Raw genomic sequence first — 26958 nt, 5'->3', positions numbered from 1 at the left:
GTTAAGCGCAGTGCACTTCGGACCTCACCTCCTCCTTGCCGCGCTCGAAGGTCTCGTCACGTCCGCCGTGCTGGCGCTGACGGCGCTCGGCCTGTCGCTGGTGTTCGGCGTCATGCGCGTGGTCAATGTCGCCCATGGCGAGTTCTTCATGCTCGGCGCCGTGCTCGCCTGGGCGATCAGCACGGCGATCGGTGGCCACCCGGCGCTCGGCTTCCTGGCCGCGCTGGTGATTGCGCCGCTGATCGTCGGCGCCATTGCGGTGGTCGCCGAGCGGCTGGTGCTGCGCCGGCTCAATTACAATCCGGAAGCCACGATCGTCGCGACCATCGGCATGCTGTACATCATCCAGCAACTGACGCTGACCTTCTACGGGCCGGAAGCCAGACCCGTGCAGCCGCCTTTCACGTATCGCATCCTGCTGCCGTGGTTCGGTTACTCCGGCTACAAGCTGTCTGTTATCGCCGCTTCGGCGTTGCTGCTGATCGCGACATGGCTTGTGCTGACCTGCACGAAGATCGGCCTCATCATGCGCGCCACCCAATATGACAGCGAAACGGCACAGGCATTTGGCATTCCTGTACGCCGCGTCTATGGCGGCGTTTTCGCGCTCGGCGCCATGCTGGCGGCCATCGCGGGCGTGCTGATCGTGCCGATCAGCCAGGCGCATTATCTGATGGGACAGGATCCGCTGCTTCTGTCCTTCATCGTCGTCATCATCGGCGGCCTCGGCTCGCTGCGCGGCACGGTCGTCGCCGCCGTGCTGATCGGCATGTCCGACGGCATCATCTCGATGTTCTTCTCGCCGACATTGGCCAAGATCATCGCCACGCTGCTGGTCGCCATGGTGTTGGTGTTTCGGCCGCAAGGCCTGTTCGGGACGGCATCGCGATGAGTGAAGCTTCGCCGGCAAAGGCCTACGGTCTGCATCTCGGCGTCATCGCGCTGCTCTTCCTGCTGAGCTTCCTTTTGCCGGGATATTATCACGGCCTGCTCGCCCGCATCATGGTGCTGGCGGTCTTCGCCATGGGCTACAACATGTTGTTCGGCTATGTCGGCCTGCTCAGCCTCGGCCACGCCATGTTCTTCGCCGCCGGGCTCTATGGTGCCGGCCTTGCCGTCATTCAACTCGGCTGGAACGTGCCATTTGCCTTTATCGGCGGGATTGCCTGTGGCGCCGTCCTGGCTGTTGTCATCGGCCTGCTGGCACTGCGCACCACGGGTGTCGCCTTCATGATCGTCACCATGATGTTCGCCCAGGTCTTTTACCTGGTCATCCTCTATTTTTCCGCCTGGACCGGTGGCGACCAGGGCATGGTCGTGCCGCAGCCGGCGCGTGTCCTCACTTTCGGTACGACCTCACTCGATCTCACCAATCCGACGGTGCGCTACATGAGTGCGCTGTCGCTGTTCTCGCTCGTGCTGCTCGTCACCCTCGCCATCGTTCGTTCCAGATATGGGCGCGTGCTGGTTGCCATCCGCGAGAACGAGGAGCGCACTAGGATGCTGGGCTACGACACCTTCTCCAACAAGCTCGCCGCCGTCATTGTCTCCGGCACCTTCTGCGCGGCGTCCGGCGCCGCCTATGCGCTGCTGTTTGGCTATGTCGGCTCGAACTTCGCTTCGGTGCAGTATTCGATCCTGCCGCTGCTGTGGGTGCTGCTCGGCGGCGCCGCCACGACGCTTGGGCCGCTGCTGGGCACGCTGTTCATGTACTATGTCATCGACATCACCAGCGGCTACACCTCCGCCTATCTGCTGATCGTCGGCGTGGCGCTGATCCTGCTGGTGCTGTTCTTTCCCAAGGGCATTCTGGGCACCATCCGCCAGCGCTGGCTCGGATGGCTGCCATGATGCCGCTTTTGACCACCAAGGGCCTGTCGCGCAATTTCGGCGGGCTGCGCGCCGTCGACAATGTCGACTTCACCTTGATGCCCGGAGAGATCCGCGCCGTTATCGGACCCAACGGGGCGGGGAAGACCACTTTCGTCAGCATGGTCAGCGGCCGCATCCAGCCCTCTTCGGGAGCGATCGTCTTCGATGGCGCCGACATCACCAATCTGCCGGCCTATGTCAGGGTGCGCCAGGGCATCGCCTACACGTTCCAGATCACCAGCATCTATGCCAACCTGTCCGTTTACGCCAACGTCGCGCTGCCGGTGCAACTGACGCTTCGCCATGGCCCTTCCAAGAGCGCGATACAGGCCGCCGTCATGGCGGCGCTCGAACGCACCGGGCTGGCCGATCGCGCCCACATGCCGGCCGGGCAATTGTCCTATGGCCACCAACGCCTGCTCGAGGTGGCGATGGGCCTGGCGCTGAAGCCACGCCTTCTGATCCTCGACGAGCCGACGCAAGGGCTGGCCGACAGCGAGATCGACAATTTCATCGTTCTGGTGCGCGAGATCGCCAGGGACGCCACTGTGCTGCTGATCGAACACAACATGCCTGTCGTCATGCAACTGGCCGACCGCATCACCGTCTTCAACGCCGGCAGGATCCTGGCGGAAGGCACGCCGGAAGCTATCCGCGAGAATGCGGCGGTGCAGGAAGCCTATCTGGGGACCGCCCCATGATTGAAGCGAACAAGGCGGACAAGAGCAAGACGGAAGCCCTGGTGATCGCGGGACTGGACTGCTTCCATGGCAAGGTCCAGGTGCTCTATCGCCTCGATCTCGTGCTGAACCAGGGCGAGGTCCTGTGCCTGTTCGGCCGCAACGGCGCCGGCAAGACGACGACGCTGAAAGCCATCATGGGTCTTGTCCCGGCGCTTGCCGGCTCGATCAAACTTGCCGGCCAGGAATTGACCGGACTGCCCGCGCATGAGGTGCCGAAGGCCGGCGTTGCCTATGTGCCGCAAGGCAGGCGGCTGTTCGCCGAAATGACGGTGGCCGAAAATATCGAGATCGGGCTGATGGCGCGCGGCAAGGGCAAGGCCGTGCGGGAAAACGTCCTCAACCTTTTTCCATTGCTGCGGCAGCGGCTGAGGCAACGCTCCGGCACCTTGTCCGGCGGCGAACAGCAGATGCTGGCGATGGCGCGCGCGCTTTGCCTGGAGCCACAGGTGTTGCTGCTCGACGAGCCGACCGAAGGGCTGATGCCGTCGATGATCGCCAAGATACGCGAGACGGTGACGAAGTTGCGCGAGATGGGTGTCTCGACCATCCTCGTAGAACAGCGTGTCGATGCCGTGCTGTCGGTTGCCGACCGGGTGTGCTTCATCGAGAATGGCCGCAACCGCGAGACGGTCGATGTCGAGGAACTGCGTGCCGATCCTTCGGCGGTCAGGCGCTATGTGGGCGTGGGCTGATCAGCGGAAGAACAGAAGGCCCGCGACCAGGAATGTCGGGATCAACACCAGCCCCGACCAAACCATGTAGCCGAAGAAGCCGGGCATGCTGACGCCGCGTTGGCGGGCGATGGCGTAGACCATGAAGTTGGGTGCGTTGCCGATATAGGTGTTGGCGCCCATGAACACGGCGCCCGCGGAGATCGCGGCAAGCGTCGAAGCAAGCTCGGTCATCAGGTGCCGCGCATCGCCGCCGGCGAGTTCGAAGAACACCAGATAGGTCGGCGCGTTGTCGAGGAAGGACGACAGCGCGCCGGTCAGCCAGAAATAGGCGAGGTCGTTGGGCGTGCCCTGCGTGGAAGTGACGAGCGCGACCAGCGGCGCCAGCGCGCCCTCATGACCAGCCCTCAGGATGGCGACGACCGGCACGATGCAGATGAAGATGCCGGCAAACAGTTTCGCCACCTCCGCGATCGGTCCCCAGTTGAAGCCGTTCGCCTCGCGATACTCCTTGCGCGAGACGGCCAGCGAGATGAAGGCCAGCGCCAGGATGATGACGTCGCGCGCCAGGTTCTGCGGTTCGAGACTCACACCCGCGATGGAAACGCTCACGCCAGGTTTCCACGTGGCCGAAAGCAATATGGCGGCGATGACGCCGGCAAGCAGCGGGATGTTGGGCAGGCCACGGATACGCACCTTCGAATCCGGCGTCGGGTCCTTGATCTTCGGCGCCCCACCCTCGCGTCGATGCAGGGTGATGTCGAGTGCCAGGAACACCGCCAGCACGACGCCGCCGACGAACAGCGTCTCCCGAAACAGGTTGGTGGTGGTCCAGAAGAAGTCGACTCCGCGCAGGAAGCCGACGAACAGCGGCGGGTCGCCGAGCGGCGTCAGCGAGCCGCCGATGTTGGAGACCAGGAAGATGAAGAAGACGACGACATGGGCATTGAACGGCCGGTTGTCGTTGGCGCGGATGAGCGGTCGGATCAGGATCATAGAGGCGCCTGTCGTGCCGATCACCGAGGCGAGCAGCGCCCCGACCAGCAGCAGCCCGGCATTGACCAGCGGCGTGCCGTGGATGTTGCCGGCGACAAGAATGCCGCCCGAAATGGTAAACAGCGCGAACAGCAGGATGATGAACGACAGGTACTCGGTGAGCAGCGCATGCAGCACAGCCTCGCTCGCCGCGGGGACGCCGAAAGCCAGCGCCATGGGCAGGACCACCAGCGCCGCCCACAACGCCGCGATCTTGCCGTAATGCTGCTCCCAGACCTGATGGAACAGCAGGGGGCCGGTGGCGATCGACAGCAGCAGGCCGGCAAAGGGCAGTGCCCACCACAGCGACATCGATCCGCCGGGCAGGCTGTGTTCCTCTGCCGCGAAAGCCAGCGTTGGAAACAGGGCCGAGACTGCGATTGCAGCGACCGCCATCATCCGTGCCGCGACTGGCGAAAATGGCCTCGAATGCCCCACGGTCCGTTCAGTCCGACAGATGATCTTCGAGCGTCACACCGGCGTCGCGCATGCGGTGCAGCATCGTCTCGAGCGAACCGTTGAGATCGATGGCGCGGCAGGCATCGAGCCGTACGGTGGTCTTGAAACCCTGGCTGACTGCGTCGAGCGCCGAAAAGGCGACGCAGAAATCGGTCGCCAGGCCGACCAGGGTGAGCGTGTCGATGCCGCGCTCGCGCAGATAGCCGGCAAGGCCGGTCGGCGTCGTCCGGTCGTTCTCGAAGAAAGCCGAATAGCTGTCGATGGCCGGCCGAAAGCCCTTGCGGATGACGAGCTCCGCCTTTGTCCAGGCAAGGCCTGAATGGAAATCCGAACCCAGGCTGCCCTGGATACAGTGGTCCGGCCACAGCGTCTGCTGGCCGTAGGGCATGTCGATCATCGTGAAGGGCTGCGAACCCGGATGGCTGGAGGCAAAGCTCGAATGGCCGGCGGGGTGCCAGTCCTGCGTGAGCACGACATGCCCGGTGCGCCGGATCAGATCGTTGACCAGCGGTACGATCTCATCGCCCCCGGCAACCGCCAGCGCGCCGCCCGGGCAGAAGTCGTTTTGCAAGTCGATGACAACAAGCGCTTCGTCGGCCATGGGCTTCCCTCTTCTGTACGTCGTGTCCCAGTGGAAAATGCCGCGAAAGCGACCGGAGGCAGAAACTTGACCAGATGGCCGGCTGCGTCAACCTCCGATGGCCAACAAATGCTTGCCAGCGCCACTGGCGGCGGCAGCGTGCAAAACTCCGGCTTTGACAATTCCTGCCGTCTTGATATCATTTGCATACGAATGACTTTGACCGGCTCGTAAACCGGAAAGTTCGCTCGGCGCATTTTGCGAAGGCCTCATTTCTGGAAGGCAAAGCGTGATCCGTTACGCGAAACCCACCATGGTCGACGAAGCACTCGCTTTGCTTGGCGATGGGGCGTGGCGCATCCTTGCCGGCGGCACTGATTTCTACCCCGCTCAGGGCACCAGGCCCTTCCGCGATGATATTCTAGACATCAACGGTCTCGCCGAACTGCGCGGTGTCGCGGAGACCGACAGCCACTTTGTCATCGGCGCGCGCACGACCTGGACCGACATCATCCGCCATCCCTTGCCGGCATCTTTCGATGCGCTGAAGCAGGCGGCGCGGGAAGTCGGTTCGGTGCAGATTCAGAACGTCGCTTCGATCGCCGGCAATCTGTGCAACGCCTCTCCGGCAGCCGACGGCGTGCCGGGCCTGCTCGTGCTCGATGCGGATATCGAGCTGCGGTCAGCGAAGACGACGCGGCATATACCGCTTCAGGAGTTCATTCTGGGCAATCGCCGCACCGCCCGGCAGCCCGGTGAAATGGTCACGGCCATACGCGTGCCGAAGCCCGCCGCAACCGGCACATCGGCTTTCGTCAAGCTCGGGGCTCGGCGCTACCTGGTCATTTCCATCGCCATGGTGGCGGCGCGTCTCGTGATCGACCACGGCACGGTTACGGCGGCGGCCGTCGCCGTTGGCTCCTGTTCAGCGGTCGCCAGGCGCCTTGTCGCCGTGGAGGCCGCCTTGCGAGGGTTGCCGGCCGACCACCGGCTCGCAAATGCGGTCCACTCCGCGCCGATGCAGGAGCTGTCGCCGATCGCCGACGTGCGCGGAAGCGCCGAATACAGGCTCGATGCGGTGCGCGAGATTGTTGCCCGCGCCGTCCTGCAAGCATCCGGACAGATGAGCGACCACGGGATGGTGGCGGCATGAGCCAGGTTCGACCGGAACTGAATGAAGCGCTGACCGATATGGGTGGAGTTCAGCTTGGCCTTGAACGGGCCGACATCGCCTTCGAGGTCAATGGATCTGCCGTCTCGGTCAACGTGCCGCCGCTGCGCCGGCTGTCCCTGGTCTTGCGTGACGAACTCAGGCTGACAGGCACCAAGGTCGGCTGCGATGCCGGCGACTGCGGCGCCTGCACGGTGCTGGTTGATGGCGCTCCCGTCTGCGCCTGCCTGATGTCCGCGGCGTCCGCTGCCGGCACGGCGGTGACCACGATCGAGGGGCTCGCCAATGGCAGGCTGTCGGCGCTCCAGTCCTCCTTCCTCGCCCATGGCGCGGCGCAGTGCGGCATCTGCACGCCGGCGTTGCTGGTCGCGGCGACAGCATTGCTCGACAAGAGTCCGAGCCCGACCGAAAGCGAAGTGCAGGACGCGCTGGGCGGCATTCTCTGCCGCTGCACCGGCTACCGGAAGATCATCGCCGCAGTCATGGATGCCGGGCGGTTCGAACCATCGACCGCCAGCGCCGCCCCTCATCCGTCGGATCGCAACCTCGACCGTAGAATGCCAAGTTCAGGCCACGCCGTAGGCTCATCCCCCGTCCGGCTCGATGGCATCCCCAAAGTCACCGGCGACGAGAAGTTCGGCGGCGATTCCTTCCCCGCCGATGCGCTTTCCGTGCTGGTTGTCCGCTCGCCGCACTACCACGCCAGTTTTGTCTTCGGCGACCTCGAAGGCTGGGCAAAAGCCCATCCCGGCATCGCCGGCGTCTTCACCGCCGCCGATATTCCGGGAAAAAACTGTTTCGGCGTCATCGGTCCATTCGCCGACCAGCCGGGGCTGGCTGAAGGGTTTGCGAGGCTGCGCGGCGAGGCGGTGGCGCTGGTGGCCGGCGAGCGCGAGGCGATCCTCGATCTCGACCTGTCGGATTTTCCGGTCCGTTGGACCGAACTGCCGCATCTCCTGCAGCCCGGTGAAGCGCAGGCCAACGGCGCGGCGCTGATCCATCAGAACCGCCCCGCCAACCTGTTGACCAAGGGCTTTGTCGAGCGCGGCGACCCGGAGGCCGCTCTTGCCAGTGCCGCCGTCACCGTGACGGGCGCGATCGACACATCCTATGTCGAACATGCCTATATCGAACCCGAAGCTGGCTATGCATATCTGGACGGCGACACGCTGGTCGTCGTTGCCTGCACGCAGGCGCCTTATATGGACCGGGAAGAGACGGCGAAAGTGCTAGGCCTTGCCGTCGACAAGGTGCGCATCGTGCCGACCGCGACCGGCGGCGGCTTCGGCTCGAAACTCGACGTGTCGCTGCAGCCGCTGATCGGCCTTGTGGCGCTGAAGACCGGACGTCCGGCGGCGCTCGCCTACACGCGCAACGAATCGATGATGTCGACCACCAAGCGCCATCCCGCCGAGATGAAGGCGACGATCGGCGCCGATGCCGATGGTCACATCACCGGCATGATCTTTACCGGCGACTTCAACACGGGCGCCTATGCAAGCTGGGGGCCGACGGTGGCCAATCGCGTGCCGGTCCACGCCTCCGGCCCCTATTGGACGCCCAACTACCGCGCCGAGGGCCGCGCCATCCACACGCACGGCCCGATCTCCGGCGCGTTCCGTGGCTTCGGCGTGCCGCAGGCCACGATCATGCAGGAGACGCTGTATGACGAGCTGGCCGGCAAGCTGGGCATGGACCGTCTCGACTTCCGCCTCAAGAATTGCCTCCGCAACGGCTCCGAAACGGTGACCGGCCAGAGGCTCGACTCCGGTGTTGGCATTGCCGAATGCCTGGAGTCGCTGCGGTCGCACTGGGCGCGTGCGCTCGCCGATGCGTACGCATTTAATTCTGCCAATGCGAACAAGAAGCGCGGCGTCGGCGTGGCGTCCTGCTGGTATGGCTGCGGCAACACCTCTCTGCCAAACCCGTCGACCATCCGGGTAGGCATTTCTGCTTCGGGCGATATCATTCTGCACCAGGGCGCCGTCGACATCGGCCAGGGCTCGAACACCGTCATCACCCAGATCTGCGCCGACGCGCTTGGCCTGCCGCTGGAAAGATTCCGGCTGAAGAGCGCCGATACGGCGATCACCCCGGATGCCGGCAAGACCTCGGCCTCGCGCCAGACCTTCGTCACCGGCAAGGCGGCCGAGAAGGCCGGGCGCGCCTTGCGCGAAAGGATCCTGCGCTTTGCCAATGTCTCCGAAAACGCGTCCCTGCAACTGGACGGCTCGGCGATCGTCATCCGCGAGGGGGAAGCCGCTCGCCGCATCGATCTCGCTTCTCTTGAGGTGGATGCCGACGGTTTCGTCTTCCGTGCCGAGGAGACCTACGATCCGCCCACGCTGCCGCTCGATGCCAAGGGCCAGGGCAAGCCTTATGCCGTCTATGGATACGGCGCGCAGCTCGCCGAGCTCGAGGTCGATCTCAAGCTGGGCACGGTGAAGCTGATCAAGATCACCGCCGCCCACGATGTCGGCAAGGCCATCAACCCGTTGCTGGTCGAGGGCCAGATCGAAGGCGGCATCGCCCAGGGCATCGGCATGGCGCTGATGGAGGAATACATCCCCGGCCGTACCGAGAATTTGCACGACTACCTCATCCCGACCATTGGTGACGTGCCGCCGATCGAGACTATATTGATCGAGGTTCCCGATCCGGAAGGGCCATTCGGCGCCAAGGGGCTGGGCGAGCATGTGCTGATCCCGACAGCGCCGGCGATACTCAATGCCATCCGCCACGCCACCGGCGTGCTGGTCACCAAGGTTCCGGCGACGCCGACGCGTATCCGCGCCGCCATCCGCGAAAAGGAGGCGCGCACATGAGCGAGCTTGCCGAGCGCTTCGAAACCCACGACCCCGGCGAGAAGCTGGTGGCGGAAAAGATCCGCTGCGATGCCTGCCCGGTCATGTGCTACATCGCCGATGGCCGCACCGGCGCCTGCGACCGCTACGGCAATGTCGGCGGCCGGATCGTGCGGATGGACCCGCTGACCATCCTCGACCATGCGGCCGAGACCGGCGCCGCCATGGTTCCCTTCGTCGCCGAGGGCGAGGCCTGGGGCGGCGAACTCATCAACACCGGCCGCCGCTTCGTTACCGCGATTGGGGCGGGCACGACCTATCCCGATTACAAGCCGGCCCCTTTCATTGTCAGCCAGGAAGTCGAGGGCGTCGATCTCGTCACCGTGGTCACGGAAGGAATCTTCTCCTACTGCGGCGTCAAGGTGAAGATCGACACCGACCGTCACATCGGCGATGAGACAGCCATCGTACGGTCGCAGGGCGAGGCGATCGGTCATGTCACGACGGGCGAGTATGGTTCGCAGATGTTGTCGCTGGGCGGCGTGCATCACCTGACCGGCGGCTCCAAGGCCGAGGGACGGGCGACCTGTGAGGCGCTGCTCAACCTGTGCAACCGCAAACCGGTGGAACTGGCCATCGACGGCGGCGCCACAATCATCGTCGAAGCCGGCAAACCACCGGTCATCGACGGCAAGGTCGAGCACCGCATGCGTGTGGGCTGCGGCTCGGCGACCATCGGCATGTTCGCCACCCAATGGCGCGGGCTTGTGGATGAAGTGGTGGTGGTCGACGACCACATCACCGGCGTCGTGTCCGAGCACCAGGCAGGCAAGGTGCTGGGCTGGCAGGACACTGGCATAAAGATCATTGGCCGCCGTTCGACGCCGGGCCGCTATTTCAAGGTCTCCGAGCCCGGCCTCGGCTGGGGCGGCACCAGCATTTCCGATCCGCTGTCTATCCTTGGCGAATGGAACGCGAAAAAAGGCGCACGCCCTGGCCTGTCGCTGCTGATGGTGTCGACCACTGGCGAGCAGTTCGCCTACTACGAGCTCGATGACGAGTTGAAGCCGGTGCAGAAACCGTTTCCCGAGCGGCTGCAAAAATCCGTGGGCCTGATCGAGGACAATTGCGAGCCGGCTTTGTGCACGGTGCTGTTCATTGGCGGTGCCGGCGGCTCGCTGCGCGCCGGCGTCACCGAAAACCCGGTCAATCTCACCCGCTCCGTGCAAGGCCTGAAAACCTATGTCACGGTCGGCGGCGCGCCGGTCTATGTCTGGCCGGGCGGCGGTATCACGCTGATGGTAGATGTGACCCGTGTGCCGGAGGGCGCCTTCGGCTATGTGCCGACCCCGGCACTGGTCGCGCCGATCGAATTCACTTTGCGCCGCGACGATTACATCAGGCTCGGCGGCTACGAGGCCGAGATACGCAGCGTCGAGGACATCGTCGCCAGGGGCGGCGAGTATCTCAATTCCAGACAGGGCACCGGTGCGCCCGCCGGAAATCCGTGGCCGCCGCTGGCGCAGTTGCGTCGCGCGGCACCGAACGGGGCGGGATGATGGACGGCCCGCAAGCGCATTGGCTGCAGGACGGCAAGCGGTTGCATATCAACCATGGGCCTATCGACCTGATCGTCGAGGCCTTTGGCGACGCACGGGAATGCCGCCTCGCCTATGAGCAGGCCATCGCGCGCTTCCAGACGATCCTGATCGAACTGGTCAAGGAGCTTCCCGAGTTACGGCTCCCGGCATTTTTCCTGGCGCCGCGCGCCTTTGACGGCCCGACGGCGCGCCGCATGGAAGCGGCCGTCATCCCCTTGGCGGAATGTTTCATAACGCCGATGGCGGCCGTCGCGGGATCGGTGGCCGATGAAATGCTTGCCGCGCTGGTTGCCGGCCGCAAGCTCGATCGCGCCTATGTCAACAATGGCGGCGATTGCGCTCTCCATATCGGCAGGGGCCAGTCGTTGGGTTTGGCGGTCGCCGGCACCGGCAACGGCATGGCAGACCGGATCACGATCCGCGCGGAAGATGGCGTTCGCGGCGTCGCGACCAGCGGCTGGCGCGGCCGCTCCTTCTCGCTTGGCATCGCGGACGCCGTTACAGTGCTCGCGCGGACTGGCGCCGAAGCTGATGCCGCGGCGACGCTGATTGCCAACGCGGTCGATCTGCCCGGCAATTTCGCCATCAAGCGCATTCCTGCAAGCCAATTGTCCCCCGACAGCGATCTCGGCGCCCGGCTGGTGACGCAAGGCGTCGGCGCGCTTTCGCTCGGCGAGGTGGAGCGGGCGCTGGACAATGGCCTTGCCGTCGCCGAGGATTTTCGCCGGCGCGGCCTGATTGCCGCATCGGCGCTGTTTCTTGGCGGCGAGGTCCGCATCAGTGGTTCCATGGCGCTTGCCGCGCCCAACAAAAGTCCAGGGAAGGAAGTTGCCCATGCCTGAGTTTCCGATCCGCAAGATCGCGGTTCTGACCGAAGAGATCTTTCACGAGGGAGGGCCGGTGGCAAAGGTGCCGCGCCGCCGCGCCGCCGCCATGGCGCTGGTGAAGAACCCCTTCGCCGGACGCTATGTCGAGGACTTGCAGAGCGCCATGGACGATCTGAAGCCGCTAGGGCTGCTGCTGGCCGACCGGCTGATCGCGGCATTGGGCGGCGACGTCAAACAGATCGACGGCTACGGCAAGGGCGCCATCGTCGGCACCGCTGGCGAACTGGAGCACGGCGCGCTCTGGCACGTGCCGGGCGGGTACGCCATGCGCGAACGCCTGGGCGACGCCAAGGCGATCGTGCCGTCGGCGAAGAAGGTCGGCGCTTTCGGCTCGCGGCTGGACGTGCCGCTCGGCCACATCAATGCCGCCTATGTGCGCAGCCATTTCGACGCCATGGAAGTCGGCATCAGCGATGGTCCGCGCCCCGAGGAGATTCTTTTCTGTCTCGCCATGACCTGCGGCCCGCGCGTGCATGACCGCATGGGCGGCCTTGCAGCCGGGGACATCAAGGCCTGGGACGGGCTGCGGTGAGCGGCGAGGACAATCTGCTGAAACTGGTCGAGGCCGAGGAGCCCGACGATCACGATTACCGCCTGCAGGATCAGGTCGGCTTCATCCTGCGCAAGGCGCACCAGCGCCATGTCTCGATCTTCGCCGCGCACATCGCCGACCTGACGCCGCCACAGTTCGCGGCGCTGGCCAAGCTGCGCGATGTCGGTGAGACGTCGCAGAACCAGCTCGGCACGCTGATCGCCATGGATGCGGCGACGGTGAAGGGCGTCATCGACCGGCTGAAGGCGCGCGGCCTTGTCGATCTTACAAAGCATGAGGTCGACAAGCGGCGGCTGCTGGTCAATCTGACCGCCGAGGGCCGCGACGCGGTTGAGCGCCTGATCCCCTTGGCGCGTGAAATTACCCAGGAAACACTGGCGCCGCTCTCGCCCAAGGAGATCACTGTTTTCATGAAGCTGCTGGCCAAACTGGCGTGAGTTGCGGCCTTTTGCGGCTGCTTTCTCATGTTGGCGCCGCCCCTAATTGTCCTGCCGGACATTTCTCCCCGTATAGCGACGGGGAGAAAGACGCTATCATCGACGGTTTCGCCAAACGTCCCCGTTGCAAAATGGGTGCCGGCGTTGCGACAGCTCCCTTCTCCCCGTCACTATACGGGGAGAAGGTGCCGGCAGCCGGATGAGGGGCAGCGCCAACCTACGTCCAAGGTCCAACCTCAGAGCCCGTTGTCCTTCAGCACCTGCGCGGCATTGTCCTTGGTGATCTTCTGCGTCGGCAAGGTGATGGTCTTCTCGACCTTCTCGCCGTTCAGGAACTTGATCGCCTGCCGCAGCCCTTCGGCGCCCGGGGTCACATAGGTAAAGGTCGCCGTCAGTTCGCCCTTGTTGACCAACTGCACGCCTTCATTGGGCAGCCCATCGATGCCGATGAACTTGATGTCCTTCTCGCGGCCGACATCCTTGGCGGCGAGATAGGCGCCATAGGCCATCGGATCGTTATGGCCGTAGACGAGATCGATCTTCTCGTTGTTGCGCAACGCGGTGGCCATGATGTTGTAGGCCTGGTCCTGCTTCCAGTCGCCGGACTGCTGGTCGAGCAGATACTTGATCCCCGGCTCCTTGTCGGTGAATTCATGGAAGCCGTCATGGCGGTCATGCGCCGGCTCGGTGCCCATGCCGCCCCAGATCTCGACGACATTGCCGGCTGCCTTGCCCTTGCCGCCGAGCAGTTCGACGGCGTATTCGCCGGCCGCGCGGCCGATCAGCTTGTTGTCGCCGCCGACGAACTGGGTGAAGTCCTTGGTGTCGACATTGCGGTCGAGCACGAAGACCGGGATCTTGGCGTCGATCGCCTGCTGCACGACACCGGTCAGGCCGGCAGATTCCTTCGGCGAAATCAGCAGCGCGTCGACTTCCTGGCGGATCAGGTTCTCGACATCGGCGACCTGCTTTTCGGTCTTGTCCTCGCCGTCGGTGACGATCAGCTCGACATTCGGATGCTTGGCGGCTTCGGCCAGTATGTCCTTGTTGAACTGGGCGCGCCACGGTTCGATGGTGGTCACCTGCGAAAAGCCGATCTTCCACTTCTTGTCCTGCGCATAGGCGCTTCCGGTGGAGAGCAGCGCGGTCGTGGTCAGCAGTGCCGCGCCAAGGGCGGCAAGCTTCAGCATGTCACGTCGTTTCATTGTTTCCTCCAAGATTGAGAGACGGGGTCTCTTGTGACGGCCGCTTTGCCGCGGTCGTTTCCTTGTGCGCTGCTTGCCCGCCCCTGACAGGCGCAAGCACCAGGCGCAGATAGGCCAGGAGATCACCGGCATTGCGTTCCTGCACGAGCACGGTGCCGATGATGATCATCCCCTTCAGCACCAGCTGAAGGTTCGAATTGATGTTGTGAAGCTGCAGGATGTTGGAGAGCAGGCCGAAGATCAGCACGCCGCAGAACGTACCGGTGAGGCTGCCGCGTCCGCCCATGAGGCTGGTGCCGCCGATGACCACGGCGGCGATGGCATCAAGCTCCAGCCCGGCGCCGGCGTCCGGCTTGCCCTGCCTGTACTGGGCCACATAGAGTACGGCGGCGATGCCGGCGAGCAATCCGGACACGGCGTAGGTGACGATTTTCACCCGTCCTGCGGCAATGCCTGAAAGCCGCGCCGCCTCCTCATTGCCGCCAATGGCGTAGACATAGCGGCCGAAAGGCGTGAAGCGCAGCACCGCGCCGTAGATCAGGATCGCGCCGAGGAAGAACAGGCCGGGCATCGGGATGACGCCGAACACCAGCGAGCGCAGCATCTCGAAATCGGCGGTGGCGTTCGAGCCGGTGTAGACCGGCAGCACCGCATTGTTCTGGCCGGCGGTCAGCCGGGCGATGCCCAGCGCCGTCACCATCATCGCCAGCGTGACGATAAAAGGCTGCAGCCGCCCGGCGACGATGATGAAGCCGTTGATCGCGCCGAACAGCAGGCCGACGCAGGGCGCCACAAGCAGCACGCCGAGCACGCCGAATTTCGGCTCGATCTGCGGCAGCAGGAACCAAAGGGACAGGCAGCACAGGCCCACGCCGACGATGCCGGGCGTGACCAGTCCACGAATGCCGTCCAGCCGGATGTCGCGCTGACCATCCGCACCAGCTCGGGACTTCGCGATATTGAGGTAGATGAAGCGGGTGACGACGAAACCCAGGCAAAGCGCCACCACGGCCACGGTCGGCACACCCAGCACGACGCCGGGCGTCACGCCCGGAACCGTCAGCAGCATGGCGCAGACCACCGAACAAACAGCCATCAGCGAGCCGACTGAAAGGTCGATGCCGCCGGTGATGATCACCGCCGTCATGCCGGTTGCGATCAGGCCGGTTGTCGACACCTGGCGCAGCACGTCGAGCAGGTTGCCGTAGGACAGGAAGATGTTGTTGCCCTTGGAACTGATCGGCGATCCCAGCACGCCGATCAGGAAGATGGCGATCAGGCCCCAATAGAGTTTGGTCCTCGACAGGAGCTTCAGGGCATTCATGCGGCGGGTCTCGAAATGGTCCGGCGGGGTGCCGCAAGGCGCATGATCGCCTCTTCGCTGGCCGCCTCGCGGGAAAGAATGCCTGTCTGGCGGCCGTCGGCCATCACCAAGATGCGGTCGGAAAGATGCAACAATTCGGGCAGTTCGGAACTGATGACGGCGATGGCCAATCCGTCGCGCGCCAGCTTGAAGATGAGGTCGTAGATTTCGCGCTTGGCGCCGACATCGATGCCGCGCGTCGGCTCGTCCAGCAGCAGGACCCTCGGCCTCGTCGCCAGCCACTTGCCGATGACGACCTTCTGCTGGTTGCCGCCGGACAGCGTGCCGGCCGGTTGGTCGATGGTCCCGCAGCGTATGCCGAGCGTTTTCACAGCGTGCCGCGCCACGCTTTGTTCGCCGGCTAACGATCGGATGCCGAACCGCGCCAGCGCGCCGACCAGCGGCAGCGCGACATTGTCTGTGATCGACGCCTGGAGATGCAGCCCTTGCGTCTTGCGGTCCTCGGTCACCAGGGCGATGCCCAGCCGCCTTGCGTCGCGGGGCGAGCGGATAGTGACGGGCGCACCGTCGAGCCGGATTTCGCCGCCGGCGCGACCGCCGCTGGAGCCGAAGATCGTTTCCAGGATCTCGGTGCGCCCCGAGCCGAGCAGCCCGCCTATGCCGAGAATCTCGCCTTCGGCAAGATCGAAGGTGACACCGTCGATCACCGGTCGCCAGCCCTGGTGGTCGCGTTTCGACAGCGACAGGTTGCTGACCGAAAGCACGGTCCCGCCGCCGGGACGCCGCTCGTCTTGGGAGGATGCGAGCAGGTCTCGTCCGACCATTGCCGAAATGATCGCGTCGTCATCGAGCTTCGCCATGGGTTGAGTCAGCACGTGGCGCCCGTCACGAAAGACGGTGACTCGGCCGGCCAGTTGCATGACCTCGTCGATGCGGTGCGAGATGTACACGATGGCGACGCCGCTTTCGGCAAGCTGGCCGATAACTCGGAACAGCCGCTGGCATTCGGCCGGCGACAGCGCCGAGGTCGGTTCGTCCATGATCAGGATGCGCGCCGACATCGACAGCGCCTTGGCGATCTCGACCAGTTGCTGCTCGCCGACGCGCAGCGAACCGACGCGCGCCTCCGGGTCGAGCTCGATGCCCAGCCTCTGCAAAAGCCTGGCGGCCGCACGGCTGCTCGCCTTTCGGTCGACGATCAGTCCGGCGATGAGCTTCTCGCGGCCGAGAAAGATGTTGTCGGCAACGCTGAGTTCTGGAACCAGGTTGAGTTCCTGGTGGATGATGGCGATGCCGGCTTCCTCGGCGTCGCGCACGCCGGTGAAGTTGACCGGGCGGCCATCGACGCGGACCGTGCCGTCATAGCCGGTATAGACGCCGGAAAGAATTTTCATCAGCGTCGATTTGCCGGCGCCGTTCTCGCCCATCAAGGCGTGGACTTCGCCGCGGCGCAGCTCGAAGCGAACGTCGGTAAGCGCCGCAATGCCGCCGAAGCTCTTGGAAACATGGTCCGCGCTCAGGATCGTGTCCGAACGGTCCGGCGCTGCCGCATTGTGCTCCGGGGAAAGGGAACTGCTGTGTTCCATGACAATGGCGGCCTCCCTTCCGTCGTCGTCAAATCTCGTCAAACGCTAATCTAAACGTTTCGATCGTGTCAAGCGGATATCTGATAGCTCAGGATTGACCAATTCAATTCTTGCGAAAAATCGCGGGATTCCTTAGGTATGGCATACGAATGGGTGGCGAAACGTTTCGAAAATGGCAGAACCAAAACGGACAAGGCAGCGAAAATCCACCGCGCCTACGATGCTTCACGTGGCCGAGGCGGCGCGTGTCTCTGTCGCCACCGTGTCGGCGCTGATCAACGGCACGGCGACCGTCAGTCCGGAGCTTAGCCAGCGCATCGAACAGGCGATCCGCGACATCGGCTACAAGCGCAACGCCATCGCCCGCAGCCTGAAGATGGGCACGACGCGCACCATCGGCCTGACCGTGCCGCACATCACCAACCCGTTCTTCACCGATGTCGTCTCGGTCATCCAGCAGGCCTTCGACCGGGCCGGCTATGCCGTCATGCTGTGCTGCACGGACGAGGATCTGAACACGCAGGACGACCAGATCAGGCTGCTGCTCGACCGCATGGTGGACGGGCTGATCGTGGCCCGCGTCGGCGACGGCGCGATCCTCAAGGGGGTCGTCGATGACGCCAATGTACCGGTGGTACTGCTCGACCGTATCTGTGATGGCGTCGACACCGATACGGTGGTCCTCGACAACCAGCGCGCGGTGTTCGACGCCATCACCTACCTGATCGACCTTGGCCATCGGCGCATCGGATACATCACCGGAACATCCGACATTTCGCCCATGCATGACCGCATGGCGGGATATCGCGAGGCGCTTCACGCCGCCGGCCTGCCGGTGGCCGAGGAGCTGATTCGCTCGGGCAATTTCCATGAGATCGATGGCTACAACGCCACCATGCAGCTGCTGTCCTCGCACGATCGGCCAAGCGCGATCTTCTCGGCCAACAACCCGATGGTGATCGGCACCATGAAGGCGATCCGTGACATCGGCCTGTCCTGCCCGGAGGACATTTCTGTTGCCTGTTTCGACGATTTTCCGTGGTCGGACGTATTCCAGCCCCAGCTCACCACGGTGGCGCAGCCGGTGCAGGCGATCGGCGAGCAGGCGGCCAATCTCCTGCTCGATCGTCTGGCCGGCAACAGGGACGCGCCGCCGCGCAAGCTTGTGCTCAAGGGCCGCCTGATGATCCGCAACTCATGCCGGCCGCTGGGAGCGATGGTGCAGAATATGAGTGCGTAGTTCCTCTTCGCGTTCGTCATCCTCGGGTCTCCGCGACGTCGCTTCGCGACTGCCACGCCCTAGGATGACGAAGTCGCGAACACCCCTGAACAAAGCTCCCGCAGTTTCGGAAAGATGTCCTTTCCACCGGCGATCACCAGGGTCCCGTCCTGCAGCAACGTCTTCGCGTCCGGCGTCACGATAACGCCGCCGGCTTCCTCGACCAGCAGCAGGCCGGCCACGCAATCCCACGCATTCATGTGCTCTTCGACATAGCCTAGCAGCCTGCCGGCGGCCACGTAGGCCAGCATCAGCGCACCCGACGCATTGCGGAAGAAGACGCCGCCTTCGGCCAGGATGAGGCGGATCAGCACGCCGATGTTGTCGGCCTCGGCCCTGTTGGAAAACCCGGTCCCCACCGAGCCTTCCTCGAGGCTGGTGGCGGTGCTGGCCTTGATCGGCCTGCCGTTGACGAAGGCGCCGCCGCCACGGTGACAATGGAATGTTTCGCCGGTCGAAGGCTCATGGATGACGCCGACGACGGTTTCCCCATCCTTGACGCAAGCAATCACCACGCACCAGGCCGGAATGCCCCGCACGAAATTGGCGGTGCCGTCGATCGGGTCGATCACCCATACATATCCCGTCGAACCGTCGACATTGGCGTGCTCCTCGCCGACGATGCCGTCTTGCGGATATGCGGCGGCGATCGCGGCGCGCACGAACAGCTCCACCTCGCGGTCGCCATCCGAGACAAGGTCCTGGTGTCCCTTGCTCTCGATGACCAGGCTGTCGAGGTCGCGGAAATATTTCAGTGCGAGTTCGCCCGCGCGCCGCGCCAGCTCGATGGCGAATTGCATTCGCGCGTCATGGTCATTTTTCACGGGGCGGACTCAAATCCTGGAGGGAGATGTCCCGCCCTTAGCAAAAGGATGCCGTTGGCAAAAGTGTCCTGAAAGCAAATCCGGGAAAAGTGCAGCCGGTTTTCGCCCGGAACTGCAGGAAAACAATTGGTTAGGCGGCTTGCGCCAGCGATTTGTGGGCGTCGGCCAGGATCTCGAAGGACCGGACGCGCGCCGCATGGTCGAAGATCTGCGCGGTGACCATCAGCTCGTCGGCGCCGGTGCGGCGCACGAAGGCGTCGATGCCTTGCCTCACTGTTTCCGCGGAGCCCACGACGGCGCAGGACAGTGCCTGACCGAGCATGATTCTGGCCACCGGGTCGAGGTCGCGTTCATAGCCTTCGACGGGTGGCGGCAGCTTGCCGGGGCGCCCGGTGCGCAGATTGACGAAAGCCTGCTGCAGTGAGGTGAACAACAGCCGCGCCTCGGCGTCGGTGGCGGCGGCGAAGACGTTGAGGCCAAGCATCGCATAGGGCTTGTCGAGCTGTTCCGATGGCTGGAAACGCGACCGGTAGATGTCGAGCGCCTGGTCGAGTTCGGCCGGGGCGAAATGCGACGCAAAGGCGTAGGGCAGGCCAAGCATGGCGGCGAGCTGCGCGCCATAGAGGCTGGAGCCCAGTATCCAGACCGGCACGTTCTGGCCCTCGCCGGGCACGGCGCGCAGGCGCTGGCCTTCCTCGGCCGGCTGGAAGTAGCCCATCAGCTCGATGACATCCTGCGGGAAATTGTCGACCCCCGCTTCAAGGTTGCGGCGCAGCGCGCGTGCCGTTCCCATGTCGGTGCCCGGCGCGCGGCCGATGCCGAGATCGATGCGGCCGGGATAAAGCGCCGCCAGCGTGCCGAATTGCTCGGCGATCACCAGCGGCGAATGGTTGGGCAGCATGATGCCACCGGCGCCGACGCGGATGGTCCTGGTGCCGCCCGCGACATGGCCGATGACAACCGCCGTCGCGGCACTGGCGATGCCCGGCATGTTGTGGTGCTCGGCCAGCCAGTAGCGCTTGTAACCCAGCCTCTCGGCATGACGGGCAAGGTCAAGCGAATTGGCCAGCGACCGCGACGCATCGCTGCCTTCGACGATTGGTGACAGGTCGAGAACGGAAAGAGCGGCCATGAGAGACATCCTTTGAGAGAACCGGATGTAGGAAGCGGCGGCCCGGGTCGCAAATTCAAATTATTGAACGTGGCTTTCGGCCAGGCCAGTCCAAGCCTGGCCAAAGCCTGGCCCAAGCCTGGAATGACTCACGCCTTGCTGTTTGCAGCGGCCGCGCTTTCATCGTCCTCGGGGCCCGTGGTCTGTTGCGCCGCCAGGAAATTGCCGACATGGGTCAATCCGTCGAAATGGTCGCAGAACACCTTGATGACGACGAGCAGCGGCACCGCCATCAGCGCCCCGACGAAGCCCCACAGCCATGACCAGAAGGCGATGGCGATGAAGATCGCCACGGCGTTGATCTCGAGTCGCCGGCCGACCACCATGGGCGTCACGAACTGGCCTTCGACGATATCGCACAACAGCACGAAGGCCGGCGCCAGCAGCGCATAGGAGATCGTGTCGAAACTGATCAGGGCGATGACCGCGACAAGCACGAGGGTCATCAGCGCCCCGACATAGGGAAGGAAGTTGAGCAGGGCCGCCGCGGCACCCCAAACCAGCGGATTGGGCATGCCAAGCGCCCACAGGCCAAGGCCGATGACCGTGCCAAGACCGGCATTGATGATGGTGACGGTGAGCAAATAGTGCGAGATTTCGCGCTCGACGTCGAAGACGACGCGCAGCGCCCGCTTCTTCTCGCTCAGGCTGGCGAAAGACTGGATGATCTTTTCATAGAACATCGTGCCCGAGGCGAGCAGGAACAGCGACAGCACGAAGATGATGGTAAAGCTCGTTCCCGCCGACAGGACATTGCTGGCCGCCGAAGACAGGATGCCGGACTGCGCCACGGCGACCCGCTGGATGCCGGGTTCCTGGGTTGTCTCGGTCAGTCCTTCCAGCTGGTGCGAAATCTGCATGATCTTCTCGAACGGACGGCGCAACTGCGCAAGGCGCTCGGTCAACTGCTGGCCGATCTGGGAAGTGTTGTTGATGAGATCGATGACAGGGCCGCTCAACAGATAGCCGGCGCTGACGACGATGAAGAGCGACAGAACCACGAGGAGCGTTGCAGACAGCGCCTCGGGAATGCCGCGCTTTCGCAGGAAGCGGACGATCGGCGTCAGCGTCAGCGCCAGCAGGAACGCCAGTATGACGGGCATGAAGAACGCCTTGGCGAAATAGAGCGCGTAGATGGCCATGAAAATGAATATGCCGATGAGCAGCGACCGCATCAGACGCGTATCCGCGCGCGCTCCAACCCGGATATCATCGGAAATGTCGGTGCCGGCCCCGGAGGCCGCTGGCTCAACTTTCATGGTCCCCTCGGGGCCCGTCAGTGTCGACGCGTGACGGGCTTGCGTCAAAAACGCGACATTCCCTGCAAGGTTCCATGAGCCGGCTTGGGACGGGGTCCTGGCTCACGTCCCTCCGGGAGTGCCCGGCATACCCGGCGCGCCGTGTTGAAATCAGGCGACCGGGGCAGGCACGGCGGGAGTGGCCTTTGCCGTTTCCCTGCGCACGATCGGCGCCACCCTGGTGCCGTAAAGTTCGATCGCCTTCATGATCTTGGCGTGCGGCATGGTGCCGATCGCCATCTGCAGCAGAAAGCGGTCGTTGCCGAAGATCCTGTGCTGGGCGACGATCTTTTCGGCCACCTGTTCAGGATTGCCCACGAACAGCGCGCCCTTCGGGCCGCGCGACTGGTCAAAATGGGCCCGCGATGTCGGTCCCCAGCCACGCTCGCGGCCGATGCGGTTCATCACTTCGGCCTGCGGACCGTAGAAATCATCGGCCGCCTTGTCCGTGGTCTCGGCGATGAAGCCGTGCACGTTGATGCTGGTGGCGAGCCCGGCCGGGTCGCTGCCGGCCCGCTTGGCGGCTTCCCGGTAGATGTCGAACAGCGGCGCGAAGCGCGCCGGCTCGCCGCCAATGATGGCAAGGGCCAGCGGCAGGCCAAGCGCGCCGGCTCGCGCGGCCGACTGCGGCGTGCCGCCAATGGCGATCCACACCGGCAGTCTGGCCTGGAAGGGACGCGGATAGACGCCGCGATCATTGATCGGTGCACGCAGATTGCCGGACCACGTGACCTTGACGCTGTCGCGGATGGCGAGGAGAAGATCGAGCTTCTCGGCGAACAGTTCGTCATAGTCCTCGAGGTTGTAGCCAAACAGCGGGAAGGACTCGATGAACGAGCCCCGCCCGGCCATGATCTCGGCCCGTCCGCCCGACAGAAGATCGAGCGTCGAGAACTGCTGGAAGACGCGAACCGGATCGTCGGATGACAACACGGTGACCGCGCTGGTCAGCTTGATCCACTTGCTGCGCTCGGCCGCCGCGGCCAGGGCCACGGCTGGCGACGACGCGGCATAGTCGGGCCGGTGATGCTCACCCAGGCCGAAGACATCGAGCCCGACCTGGTCGGCCAGTTCGACCTCCTCGATCAGGTTGCGCAGCCGTTGATAGGGGCCGATCGCGTCGGGCCCCGGCTCCGGGCTGACGTCGGCAAAAGTGTAGAGACCGAGTTCCATGGCAGATCATCCTGTTGGGCGAATCCCATAATTCGCACAGTGTGAAGCAGGTGCGACGAAGAATGCTCGCTTCGACACACCAGTGTCTTGTTTGTCGCGCTAGAGGTAGCGAGCCGCTCACGGCGCCGCCAGAGGGGCGGCGGTGAACAGTGCATGTCGGTTTCGGTCGAAAAGGCGTCTCTTGGCTGCAACAGACCAGAATTTCATGGCTGGCATGCCGTTTTGTCGCTTGAACTCTCGGTTTTCGGGCGTATGTAAGCCTCGCGAATTGACTTCAGGGAAGTGGACTTGGCTATCTACAGGGAAAAAGACGTTTTCGAGCGGCGCAATGCCGCGAACGAGGCAAAGAAGGCGCTTCTGGAGCGCTTCAAGGCAAAGCCGGCGGCAGATGATCCTGCGGTGCTGGCGCGCCAGGCCGAACGCAAGGCGATCCTCGAGGCTCGTGCAATACGTGAGGCCGAGAAGGCCAAGCTGAAGCAGGAAAAGCTGGCGCGCGAGGCGATCGAGAAAGCCGAACGCGAAGCAGCGGCCGAAGCAGCACGCATTGCCGCCGAAGAGGCCGCGCAGGCGGAAGCCAAGCTTAAGGAAGCTGAAGAGAACGAGCGCATTGCCCGTTTGCTTGCCGACGAGGCCGAACGCAAGGCCAAGCGCGACGCACGCTATGCGGCGCGCAAGCAGCGCACCGGCAGGACGCCCCCGGGCTTCTCAGCCCGCTAGCGTTTCCAGGCATTAGAGTATCAGGGTCGCCTTGCAGCGGCCCTGAAGGCGTTTGTGTTCAAACTGAAGACGACCCCAACATTGCAGAACAGGTCACGGTCAACCCGGTTGACTTTGACCTGTTCGAAATGGCCTTCGGTGCGCCTTCGTGGGCTGATCCCGAGGATGGGAGAGGCCCCAGAGCATGATCCCGAAAGGTGGAATCCGGCTTTCTCGGACAAACGGTTCCCGTTTGTCGAGAGATCATGCTAAAACGAACAGGTAGAGCCCCAGCGATTGTATCGGGATGAAAAGGCTCTAGGCCACGAGCTTCAACCCCACGATGCCACAAACAATCAGCGCGATGCAGCCAAGGCGGACGGCGGTCGCGGGCTCGCCGAGCAGCCAGATGCCGAGCAGCGCCGTGCCGACAGTGCCGATGCCGGTCCACACCGCATAGGCCGTGCCGACAGGCAGCGTCTTGAGGGCCAGGCCGAGCAAGGCCAGGCTGACCACCATCGAGGCAACCGTCAAAACGGTCGGCAGCGGTTTTGAAAATCCATCAGTGTATTTGAGGCCGATCGCCCAGCCGATTTCGAACAGGCCGGCGATAAAAAGAAAAATCCAGGACATTGAACGCTCCGTTGTATCAGCGGGTCGTCCCGGCCGGTTTTTCGAGCAAAGTGCGAGGCCGTCCTCGCCGCATCGGTATAGGGGTTCCAGCGCGCTCCATCAAGACGTCCGGCGGCGGCATGACACCGCTCGTCCGAGCGCCGCACAAGCCTTGGAAAAATCAGATTCCGATTTTCCGGCCCATGCGCCGCCTCAGGTTGCCGCAACCGAAAGAAATGGCCGAGGCTTACTTGTCCTTGAGCTTCATCGCCTTGACCGGCGGCGCCTTCAGGGCCGGAGCCGGGGCGGGCTTCTTCGCATCCTTCTTCGGCTTGCGGGCTTCCTTGCCCGCTTTCATCGCGCCTTTAGCCATGATTCGTTCCTCCGTTGACGATGGCGAAGTGAAACAAGAGATTGGCCGCGCCGCAAGAGCCTGCAGCGCTCCATTGGCCGCGCTCGGTCGCCGTCAACGACTTTTCTATTCCGCTCGCAAATGACGCGGGTCCATGGCATGGTCTTGCTTCGCACTGCAGCATCAATCCGTGCCTTCGCCGGACGATGAAAGGGCAGTCCGGTCAGGAGCAAGATGCGAATCCATATCGGCTGCGAGATGAGCTTCGACTTTCCGCAGGAAACACCGCTGATCGCGATGCTCAACGTCCACTACTCCCGCGCATCCGATCTTGAGCGGCCCGACTTTCTGATCTCCAATCCGCCGGTGCCGATTCAAAGTTATCGCGACAGTTTCGGCAACTGGTGCAACCGGCTCGTCGCGCCGGCCGGCCGGTTCACCTTCGGCACGGACGCGGTGATCCGCGATCCCGGCACCTTCGAGATGGGCGACCTGATGGCCTGGCAGCACGAAGTGCGCGACCTGCCGGCCGAGACGCTGCTGTTCCTGTTGCCCAGCCGCTTTTGCGAAAGCGACCTGCTGGCGAGCGAGGCGTGGCGGCTGTTCGGCCACACACCGCTCGGCATACCGCGCGTGCAGGCGGTCTGCGATTTCGTCCACAATCATATCGTCTTCAACTACGGCAATGCGCGGCCGACGCGCACCGCCGCGGAAACCTATCGCGAGCAGAGCGGCGTATGCCGCGACTTCGCCCATCTCGCGGTGACCTTCTGCCGCGCGCTCAACATTCCGACGCGCTACTGCACCGGCTACATCAGCGACATCGGCATGCCGAAGCCGTGGTCGAGCATGGATTTCGCCGCCTGGATGGAGGTGTATCTCGGCGGTCGCTGGCACGTCTTCGATCCGCGTAACAATTCGCCGCGCATCGGCCGGATCCTGATCGCCTCCGGCCGCGACGCCGCCGATGTGCCGTTGACCCATATCTTTGGACCAGGCACGCTTGCCGGCTTCAAGGTGTGGACGGACGAAGTCGTCGAGTAGCCGGCGTCTGCGCGCGCGCCTTGATGCCGACGTGAACGTCCCGACGGTTCGCGCGTTGTGATGCCTGTGGAGCAAAGGCGGCAGGGACGCTAGACTTTGTTTTGGAATTGCTCTGGGCGCCTCGAAGGGGACAACACGGCATGGCGGGTCATGGCGGCTCGAAAAAGGTCATTTATGCGGCGCTCGCCGGCAATCTCGCCATCGCGCTGACCAAGTTCGCCGCCGCCTTCTTCACCGGCAGTTCGGCGATGCTGTCGGAAGGCGTGCACTCGCTGGTCGACACCGGCAATGGCGGCCTGCTGCTCTACGGCATGCATCGCGCGGCCCGGCCGGCCGACCGGACGCATCCGCTCGGCCATGGCCGCGAACTTTACTTCTGGAGCTTCATCGTCGCGCTGCTGGTCTTTGCGCTCGGCGCTGGCGTGTCCCTGTACGAAGGCGTGGTGCACGTCATGGCGCCCGAGCCGATCGCCAACGCCAAGGTCAACTACATCGTCCTTGGCCTGTCGTTCCTGTTCGAGGGCAGTTCATGGCTGATCGCGTTGAAGGAGTTTCGAAAGGAGAAGGGCAGGCTTGGCTGGTTCAAGGCGGTGCGACTGAGCAAGGACCCCAGCGTCTACACCGTGCTGTTCGAGGACAGTGCGGCGCTTCTGGGCCTCGTCGTTGCCTTCGCCGGCATCTTGGGCGCGCAACTGCTGTCGATTCCCGAGCTCGACGGCGTCGCCTCGATCGGAATTGCATTTATCCTTGGCATGACCGCGATCTTCCTGGCGCGCGAAAGCAAGGGCCTGCTCATAGGCGAACCGGCCTCGCCCGAGGTGCAGAAACGCGTGCTGGCTATCGTCCAGGCGGATCCGGCGGTCCAGCAGGCCAATGGGGTGCTGACTGTTCACATGGGACCGGAAGAAATCGTCGCCGGCCTGAGCATCGAATTCGAGGATCACCTGACTGCGCCGGAGATAGAGGCCTGTGTCGAGCGCCTCGAAGCGCGGCTGAAGAAGGAGATGCCCGAGATCACCAGGCTGTTCGTCAAGCCGCAGACGACAGGCACCTGGGAGAAGCGGCGCAAGGTCATCGAAGCAGCTTCCGGCGAAGAACTGGCTTGAACAGCGCGGAAATTGCCTCGCGCGGTCAGCGGCCGCTATCATCGCCGGGACGACAGCAGGGAGAACAGACATGAAGATCGACGGCGGCTGCCATTGCGGCGCTATCACCTATGAAGCGGAGGTCGATCCGGACAAGACCTCGATCTGCCACTGCACGGACTGCCAGCAACTGACCGGAACCGCCTTTCGCGTAACTGTGCGGGTGTCGGAGGAGAACTACCGGATCACCAGGGGCACGCCGAAGATCTATGTCAAGGTAGGCGACAGCGGTGCCAGGCGCGCCCAGGCGTTTTGTGGCGAATGCGGCTCGCATCTCTATGCGACGTCGGTTGGCGATGGGCCGAAGGTCTATGGCATCAGGGTCGGAACGGCCCGGCAACGCGACCATCTGGTCCCAAGGCGACAGTTCTGGCACCGTTCGGCATTGCACTGGCTGCCGGAATTTGAAGGCGTGACGGTTGTGGACGAGCAGTAA

26 protein-coding genes are annotated in these 26958 nt (G+C 64.0%); 15 read left to right on the top strand and 11 right to left on the bottom strand.

What is annotated here, in order from left to right:
* Positions 1-10: 10 nt before the first annotated feature.
* The 4 genes from ACO07C_RS16280 to ACO07C_RS16265 are packed head-to-tail and all read left to right on the top strand — an operon-like array spanning position 11 to position 3307.
* Positions 11-892, top strand: a complete 882-nt coding sequence (locus ACO07C_RS16280; protein WP_421915177.1) for a branched-chain amino acid ABC transporter permease — start codon at positions 11-13, stop codon at positions 890-892.
* The gene (locus ACO07C_RS16275) at positions 889-1851 is read left to right on the top strand and encodes a branched-chain amino acid ABC transporter permease (RefSeq protein ID WP_421915176.1); all 963 of its coding nucleotides are present in this window, start codon (positions 889-891) and stop codon (positions 1849-1851) included. Before ACO07C_RS16280 ends, ACO07C_RS16275 begins: the two co-directional genes overlap by 4 nt.
* Positions 1848-2573 carry an ABC transporter ATP-binding protein gene (locus ACO07C_RS16270; protein WP_421915175.1) on the top strand — a complete coding sequence of 242 codons (726 nt, stop codon included), beginning with the start codon at positions 1848-1850 and terminating at the stop codon, positions 2571-2573. The genes ACO07C_RS16275 and ACO07C_RS16270 overlap by 4 nt, the downstream gene beginning before the upstream one ends.
* The gene (locus tag ACO07C_RS16265; RefSeq protein ID WP_421915174.1) at positions 2570-3307 is read left to right on the top strand and encodes an ABC transporter ATP-binding protein; all 738 of its coding nucleotides are present in this window, start codon (positions 2570-2572) and stop codon (positions 3305-3307) included. The genes ACO07C_RS16270 and ACO07C_RS16265 overlap by 4 nt, the downstream gene beginning before the upstream one ends.
* Here the strand turns inward: ACO07C_RS16265 and ACO07C_RS16260 are convergent, their stop codons facing one another.
* Both ACO07C_RS16260 and pncA read right to left on the bottom strand, forming a co-directional pair.
* Positions 3308-4717: a sodium:proton antiporter gene (locus ACO07C_RS16260; RefSeq protein ID WP_421915173.1), complete on the bottom strand. Its 1410-nt coding sequence runs from the start codon at positions 4715-4717 to the stop codon at positions 3308-3310.
* Between the two features lie 49 nt (positions 4718-4766).
* A complete protein-coding gene (gene pncA / locus ACO07C_RS16255; RefSeq protein ID WP_421915171.1) occupies positions 4767-5381 on the bottom strand; it encodes a bifunctional nicotinamidase/pyrazinamidase in 615 nt (204 codons plus the stop codon).
* 268 nt (positions 5382-5649) lie between these two features.
* Between pncA and ACO07C_RS16250 the strand changes: the two genes are divergently transcribed.
* The 6 genes from ACO07C_RS16250 to ACO07C_RS16225 are packed head-to-tail and all read left to right on the top strand — an operon-like array spanning position 5650 to position 12813.
* Positions 5650-6513: an FAD binding domain-containing protein gene (locus tag ACO07C_RS16250; RefSeq protein WP_421915170.1), complete on the top strand. Its 864-nt coding sequence runs from the start codon at positions 5650-5652 to the stop codon at positions 6511-6513.
* Positions 6514-6551: 38 nt separating this feature from the next.
* The gene (locus ACO07C_RS16245; RefSeq protein ID WP_421917545.1) at positions 6552-9356 is read left to right on the top strand and encodes a molybdopterin-dependent oxidoreductase; all 2805 of its coding nucleotides are present in this window, start codon (positions 6552-6554) and stop codon (positions 9354-9356) included.
* The gene (locus ACO07C_RS16240; protein ID WP_421915169.1) at positions 9353-10894 is read left to right on the top strand and encodes a 6-hydroxynicotinate reductase; all 1542 of its coding nucleotides are present in this window, start codon (positions 9353-9355) and stop codon (positions 10892-10894) included. Before ACO07C_RS16245 ends, ACO07C_RS16240 begins: the two co-directional genes overlap by 4 nt.
* Positions 10894-11778 carry a UPF0280 family protein gene (locus tag ACO07C_RS16235; RefSeq protein ID WP_421915168.1) on the top strand — a complete coding sequence of 295 codons (885 nt, stop codon included), beginning with the start codon at positions 10894-10896 and terminating at the stop codon, positions 11776-11778. The genes ACO07C_RS16240 and ACO07C_RS16235 overlap by 1 nt, the downstream gene beginning before the upstream one ends.
* Positions 11771-12355: an amino acid synthesis family protein gene (locus tag ACO07C_RS16230; protein ID WP_421915167.1), complete on the top strand. Its 585-nt coding sequence runs from the start codon at positions 11771-11773 to the stop codon at positions 12353-12355. Before ACO07C_RS16235 ends, ACO07C_RS16230 begins: the two co-directional genes overlap by 8 nt.
* Positions 12352-12813, top strand: coding sequence for a MarR family winged helix-turn-helix transcriptional regulator (locus ACO07C_RS16225; protein WP_421915166.1), 462 nt, complete (start codon positions 12352-12354; stop codon positions 12811-12813). The genes ACO07C_RS16230 and ACO07C_RS16225 overlap by 4 nt, the downstream gene beginning before the upstream one ends.
* Positions 12814-13049: 236 nt before the next feature.
* On the opposite strand, the gene ACO07C_RS16220 is transcribed toward ACO07C_RS16225, so the two are convergent.
* The 3 genes from ACO07C_RS16220 to ACO07C_RS16210 are packed head-to-tail and all read right to left on the bottom strand — an operon-like array spanning position 13050 to position 16928.
* A complete protein-coding gene (locus ACO07C_RS16220) occupies positions 13050-14018 on the bottom strand; it encodes a substrate-binding domain-containing protein (protein WP_421915165.1) in 969 nt (322 codons plus the stop codon).
* Entirely contained in the window at positions 14005-15342 is a 1338-nt protein-coding gene (locus ACO07C_RS16215; RefSeq protein WP_421915164.1) for an ABC transporter permease, read from the bottom strand. Before ACO07C_RS16215 ends, ACO07C_RS16220 begins: the two co-directional genes overlap by 14 nt.
* Positions 15339-16928, bottom strand: a complete 1590-nt coding sequence (locus ACO07C_RS16210) for a sugar ABC transporter ATP-binding protein (protein WP_421915163.1) — start codon at positions 16926-16928, stop codon at positions 15339-15341. The genes ACO07C_RS16215 and ACO07C_RS16210 overlap by 4 nt, the downstream gene beginning before the upstream one ends.
* Before the next feature lie 220 nt (positions 16929-17148).
* On the opposite strand from ACO07C_RS16210, the gene ACO07C_RS16205 reads away from it, so the two are divergent.
* Positions 17149-18168 (top strand): LacI family DNA-binding transcriptional regulator, encoded by a 1020-nt coding sequence (locus ACO07C_RS16205; RefSeq protein ID WP_421915162.1) that lies wholly within the window; start codon positions 17149-17151, stop codon positions 18166-18168.
* A 59-nt stretch (positions 18169-18227) separates the two neighbouring features.
* On the opposite strand, the gene ACO07C_RS16200 is transcribed toward ACO07C_RS16205, so the two are convergent.
* The 4 genes from ACO07C_RS16200 to ACO07C_RS16185 all read right to left on the bottom strand — a co-directional run bounded on the left by ACO07C_RS16200 (position 18228) and on the right by ACO07C_RS16185 (position 22673).
* On the bottom strand, positions 18228-19007 hold the full coding sequence (locus tag ACO07C_RS16200; RefSeq protein ID WP_421915161.1) for an inositol monophosphatase family protein: 780 nt from the start codon (positions 19005-19007) through the stop codon (positions 18228-18230).
* A 154-nt stretch (positions 19008-19161) separates the two neighbouring features.
* Positions 19162-20163 carry an LLM class flavin-dependent oxidoreductase gene (locus ACO07C_RS16195; RefSeq protein WP_421915160.1) on the bottom strand — a complete coding sequence of 334 codons (1002 nt, stop codon included), beginning with the start codon at positions 20161-20163 and terminating at the stop codon, positions 19162-19164.
* A gap of 128 nt (positions 20164-20291) precedes the next feature.
* Positions 20292-21461 carry an AI-2E family transporter gene (locus ACO07C_RS16190; RefSeq protein WP_421915159.1) on the bottom strand — a complete coding sequence of 390 codons (1170 nt, stop codon included), beginning with the start codon at positions 21459-21461 and terminating at the stop codon, positions 20292-20294.
* A 150-nt stretch (positions 21462-21611) separates the two neighbouring features.
* Complete coding sequence (locus tag ACO07C_RS16185) at positions 21612-22673, bottom strand: LLM class flavin-dependent oxidoreductase (RefSeq protein ID WP_421915158.1); 1062 nt, start codon at positions 22671-22673, stop codon at positions 21612-21614.
* A gap of 288 nt (positions 22674-22961) precedes the next feature.
* On the opposite strand from ACO07C_RS16185, the gene ACO07C_RS16180 reads away from it, so the two are divergent.
* On the top strand, positions 22962-23390 hold the full coding sequence (locus ACO07C_RS16180; RefSeq protein ID WP_421915157.1) for a DUF6481 family protein: 429 nt from the start codon (positions 22962-22964) through the stop codon (positions 23388-23390).
* Positions 23391-23687: 297 nt separating this feature from the next.
* Here the strand turns inward: ACO07C_RS16180 and sugE are convergent, their stop codons facing one another.
* Entirely contained in the window at positions 23688-24002 is a 315-nt protein-coding gene (sugE, locus tag ACO07C_RS16175) for a quaternary ammonium compound efflux SMR transporter SugE (RefSeq protein ID WP_421915156.1), read from the bottom strand.
* 226 nt (positions 24003-24228) lie between these two features.
* Complete coding sequence (locus ACO07C_RS16170) at positions 24229-24354, bottom strand: hypothetical protein (RefSeq protein ID WP_013528464.1); 126 nt, start codon at positions 24352-24354, stop codon at positions 24229-24231.
* A gap of 213 nt (positions 24355-24567) precedes the next feature.
* Between ACO07C_RS16170 and ACO07C_RS16165 the strand changes: the two genes are divergently transcribed.
* From ACO07C_RS16165 to ACO07C_RS16155, 3 genes are all read left to right on the top strand, one after another.
* Positions 24568-25377 carry a transglutaminase-like domain-containing protein gene (locus ACO07C_RS16165; protein WP_421915155.1) on the top strand — a complete coding sequence of 270 codons (810 nt, stop codon included), beginning with the start codon at positions 24568-24570 and terminating at the stop codon, positions 25375-25377.
* Positions 25378-25517: 140 nt separating this feature from the next.
* Complete coding sequence (locus ACO07C_RS16160) at positions 25518-26483, top strand: cation diffusion facilitator family transporter (protein WP_421915154.1); 966 nt, start codon at positions 25518-25520, stop codon at positions 26481-26483.
* 70 nt (positions 26484-26553) lie between these two features.
* Entirely contained in the window at positions 26554-26958 is a 405-nt protein-coding gene (locus ACO07C_RS16155; RefSeq protein ID WP_421915153.1) for a GFA family protein, read from the top strand.

Source organism: Mesorhizobium sp. (genome assembly GCF_965229135.1).
Lineage (GTDB): Bacteria > Pseudomonadota > Alphaproteobacteria > Rhizobiales > Rhizobiaceae > Mesorhizobium.
Note: the sequence above shows the minus strand (reverse complement) of the source record. Positions and strands in the feature narration are given on the sequence as shown.

What these genes read in the sequence shown, in the direction of transcription:
- ACO07C_RS16195 (WP_421915160.1), bottom strand. Translation starts at nt 20,163, where the DNA reads ATGGCCGCTCTTTCCGTTCTCGACCTGTCACCAATCGTCGAAGGCAGC.
- ACO07C_RS16165 (WP_421915155.1), top strand. Translation starts at nt 24,568, where the DNA reads ATGCGAATCCATATCGGCTGCGAGATGAGCTTCGACTTTCCGCAGGAA.
- ACO07C_RS16185 (WP_421915158.1), bottom strand. Translation starts at nt 22,673, where the DNA reads ATGGAACTCGGTCTCTACACTTTTGCCGACGTCAGCCCGGAGCCGGGG.
- sugE (WP_421915156.1), bottom strand. Translation starts at nt 24,002, where the DNA reads ATGTCCTGGATTTTTCTTTTTATCGCCGGCCTGTTCGAAATCGGCTGG.
- ACO07C_RS16215 (WP_421915164.1), bottom strand. Translation starts at nt 15,342, where the DNA reads ATGAATGCCCTGAAGCTCCTGTCGAGGACCAAACTCTATTGGGGCCTG.
- ACO07C_RS16245 (WP_421917545.1), top strand. Translation starts at nt 6,552, where the DNA reads ATGGGTGGAGTTCAGCTTGGCCTTGAACGGGCCGACATCGCCTTCGAG.
- ACO07C_RS16210 (WP_421915163.1), bottom strand. Translation starts at nt 16,928, where the DNA reads ATGGAACACAGCAGTTCCCTTTCCCCGGAGCACAATGCGGCAGCGCCG.
- ACO07C_RS16160 (WP_421915154.1), top strand. Translation starts at nt 25,518, where the DNA reads ATGGCGGGTCATGGCGGCTCGAAAAAGGTCATTTATGCGGCGCTCGCC.
- ACO07C_RS16220 (WP_421915165.1), bottom strand. Translation starts at nt 14,018, where the DNA reads ATGAAACGACGTGACATGCTGAAGCTTGCCGCCCTTGGCGCGGCACTG.
- ACO07C_RS16270 (WP_421915175.1), top strand. Translation starts at nt 1,848, where the DNA reads ATGATGCCGCTTTTGACCACCAAGGGCCTGTCGCGCAATTTCGGCGGG.
- ACO07C_RS16275 (WP_421915176.1), top strand. Translation starts at nt 889, where the DNA reads ATGAGTGAAGCTTCGCCGGCAAAGGCCTACGGTCTGCATCTCGGCGTC.
- ACO07C_RS16190 (WP_421915159.1), bottom strand. Translation starts at nt 21,461, where the DNA reads ATGAAAGTTGAGCCAGCGGCCTCCGGGGCCGGCACCGACATTTCCGAT.
- ACO07C_RS16230 (WP_421915167.1), top strand. Translation starts at nt 11,771, where the DNA reads ATGCCTGAGTTTCCGATCCGCAAGATCGCGGTTCTGACCGAAGAGATC.
- ACO07C_RS16240 (WP_421915169.1), top strand. Translation starts at nt 9,353, where the DNA reads ATGAGCGAGCTTGCCGAGCGCTTCGAAACCCACGACCCCGGCGAGAAG.
- ACO07C_RS16205 (WP_421915162.1), top strand. Translation starts at nt 17,149, where the DNA reads ATGCTTCACGTGGCCGAGGCGGCGCGTGTCTCTGTCGCCACCGTGTCG.
- ACO07C_RS16235 (WP_421915168.1), top strand. Translation starts at nt 10,894, where the DNA reads ATGGACGGCCCGCAAGCGCATTGGCTGCAGGACGGCAAGCGGTTGCAT.
- ACO07C_RS16170 (WP_013528464.1), bottom strand. Translation starts at nt 24,354, where the DNA reads ATGGCTAAAGGCGCGATGAAAGCGGGCAAGGAAGCCCGCAAGCCGAAG.
- pncA (WP_421915171.1), bottom strand. Translation starts at nt 5,381, where the DNA reads ATGGCCGACGAAGCGCTTGTTGTCATCGACTTGCAAAACGACTTCTGC.
- ACO07C_RS16155 (WP_421915153.1), top strand. Translation starts at nt 26,554, where the DNA reads ATGAAGATCGACGGCGGCTGCCATTGCGGCGCTATCACCTATGAAGCG.
- ACO07C_RS16265 (WP_421915174.1), top strand. Translation starts at nt 2,570, where the DNA reads ATGATTGAAGCGAACAAGGCGGACAAGAGCAAGACGGAAGCCCTGGTG.
- ACO07C_RS16200 (WP_421915161.1), bottom strand. Translation starts at nt 19,007, where the DNA reads ATGCAATTCGCCATCGAGCTGGCGCGGCGCGCGGGCGAACTCGCACTG.
- ACO07C_RS16260 (WP_421915173.1), bottom strand. Translation starts at nt 4,717, where the DNA reads ATGGCGGTCGCTGCAATCGCAGTCTCGGCCCTGTTTCCAACGCTGGCT.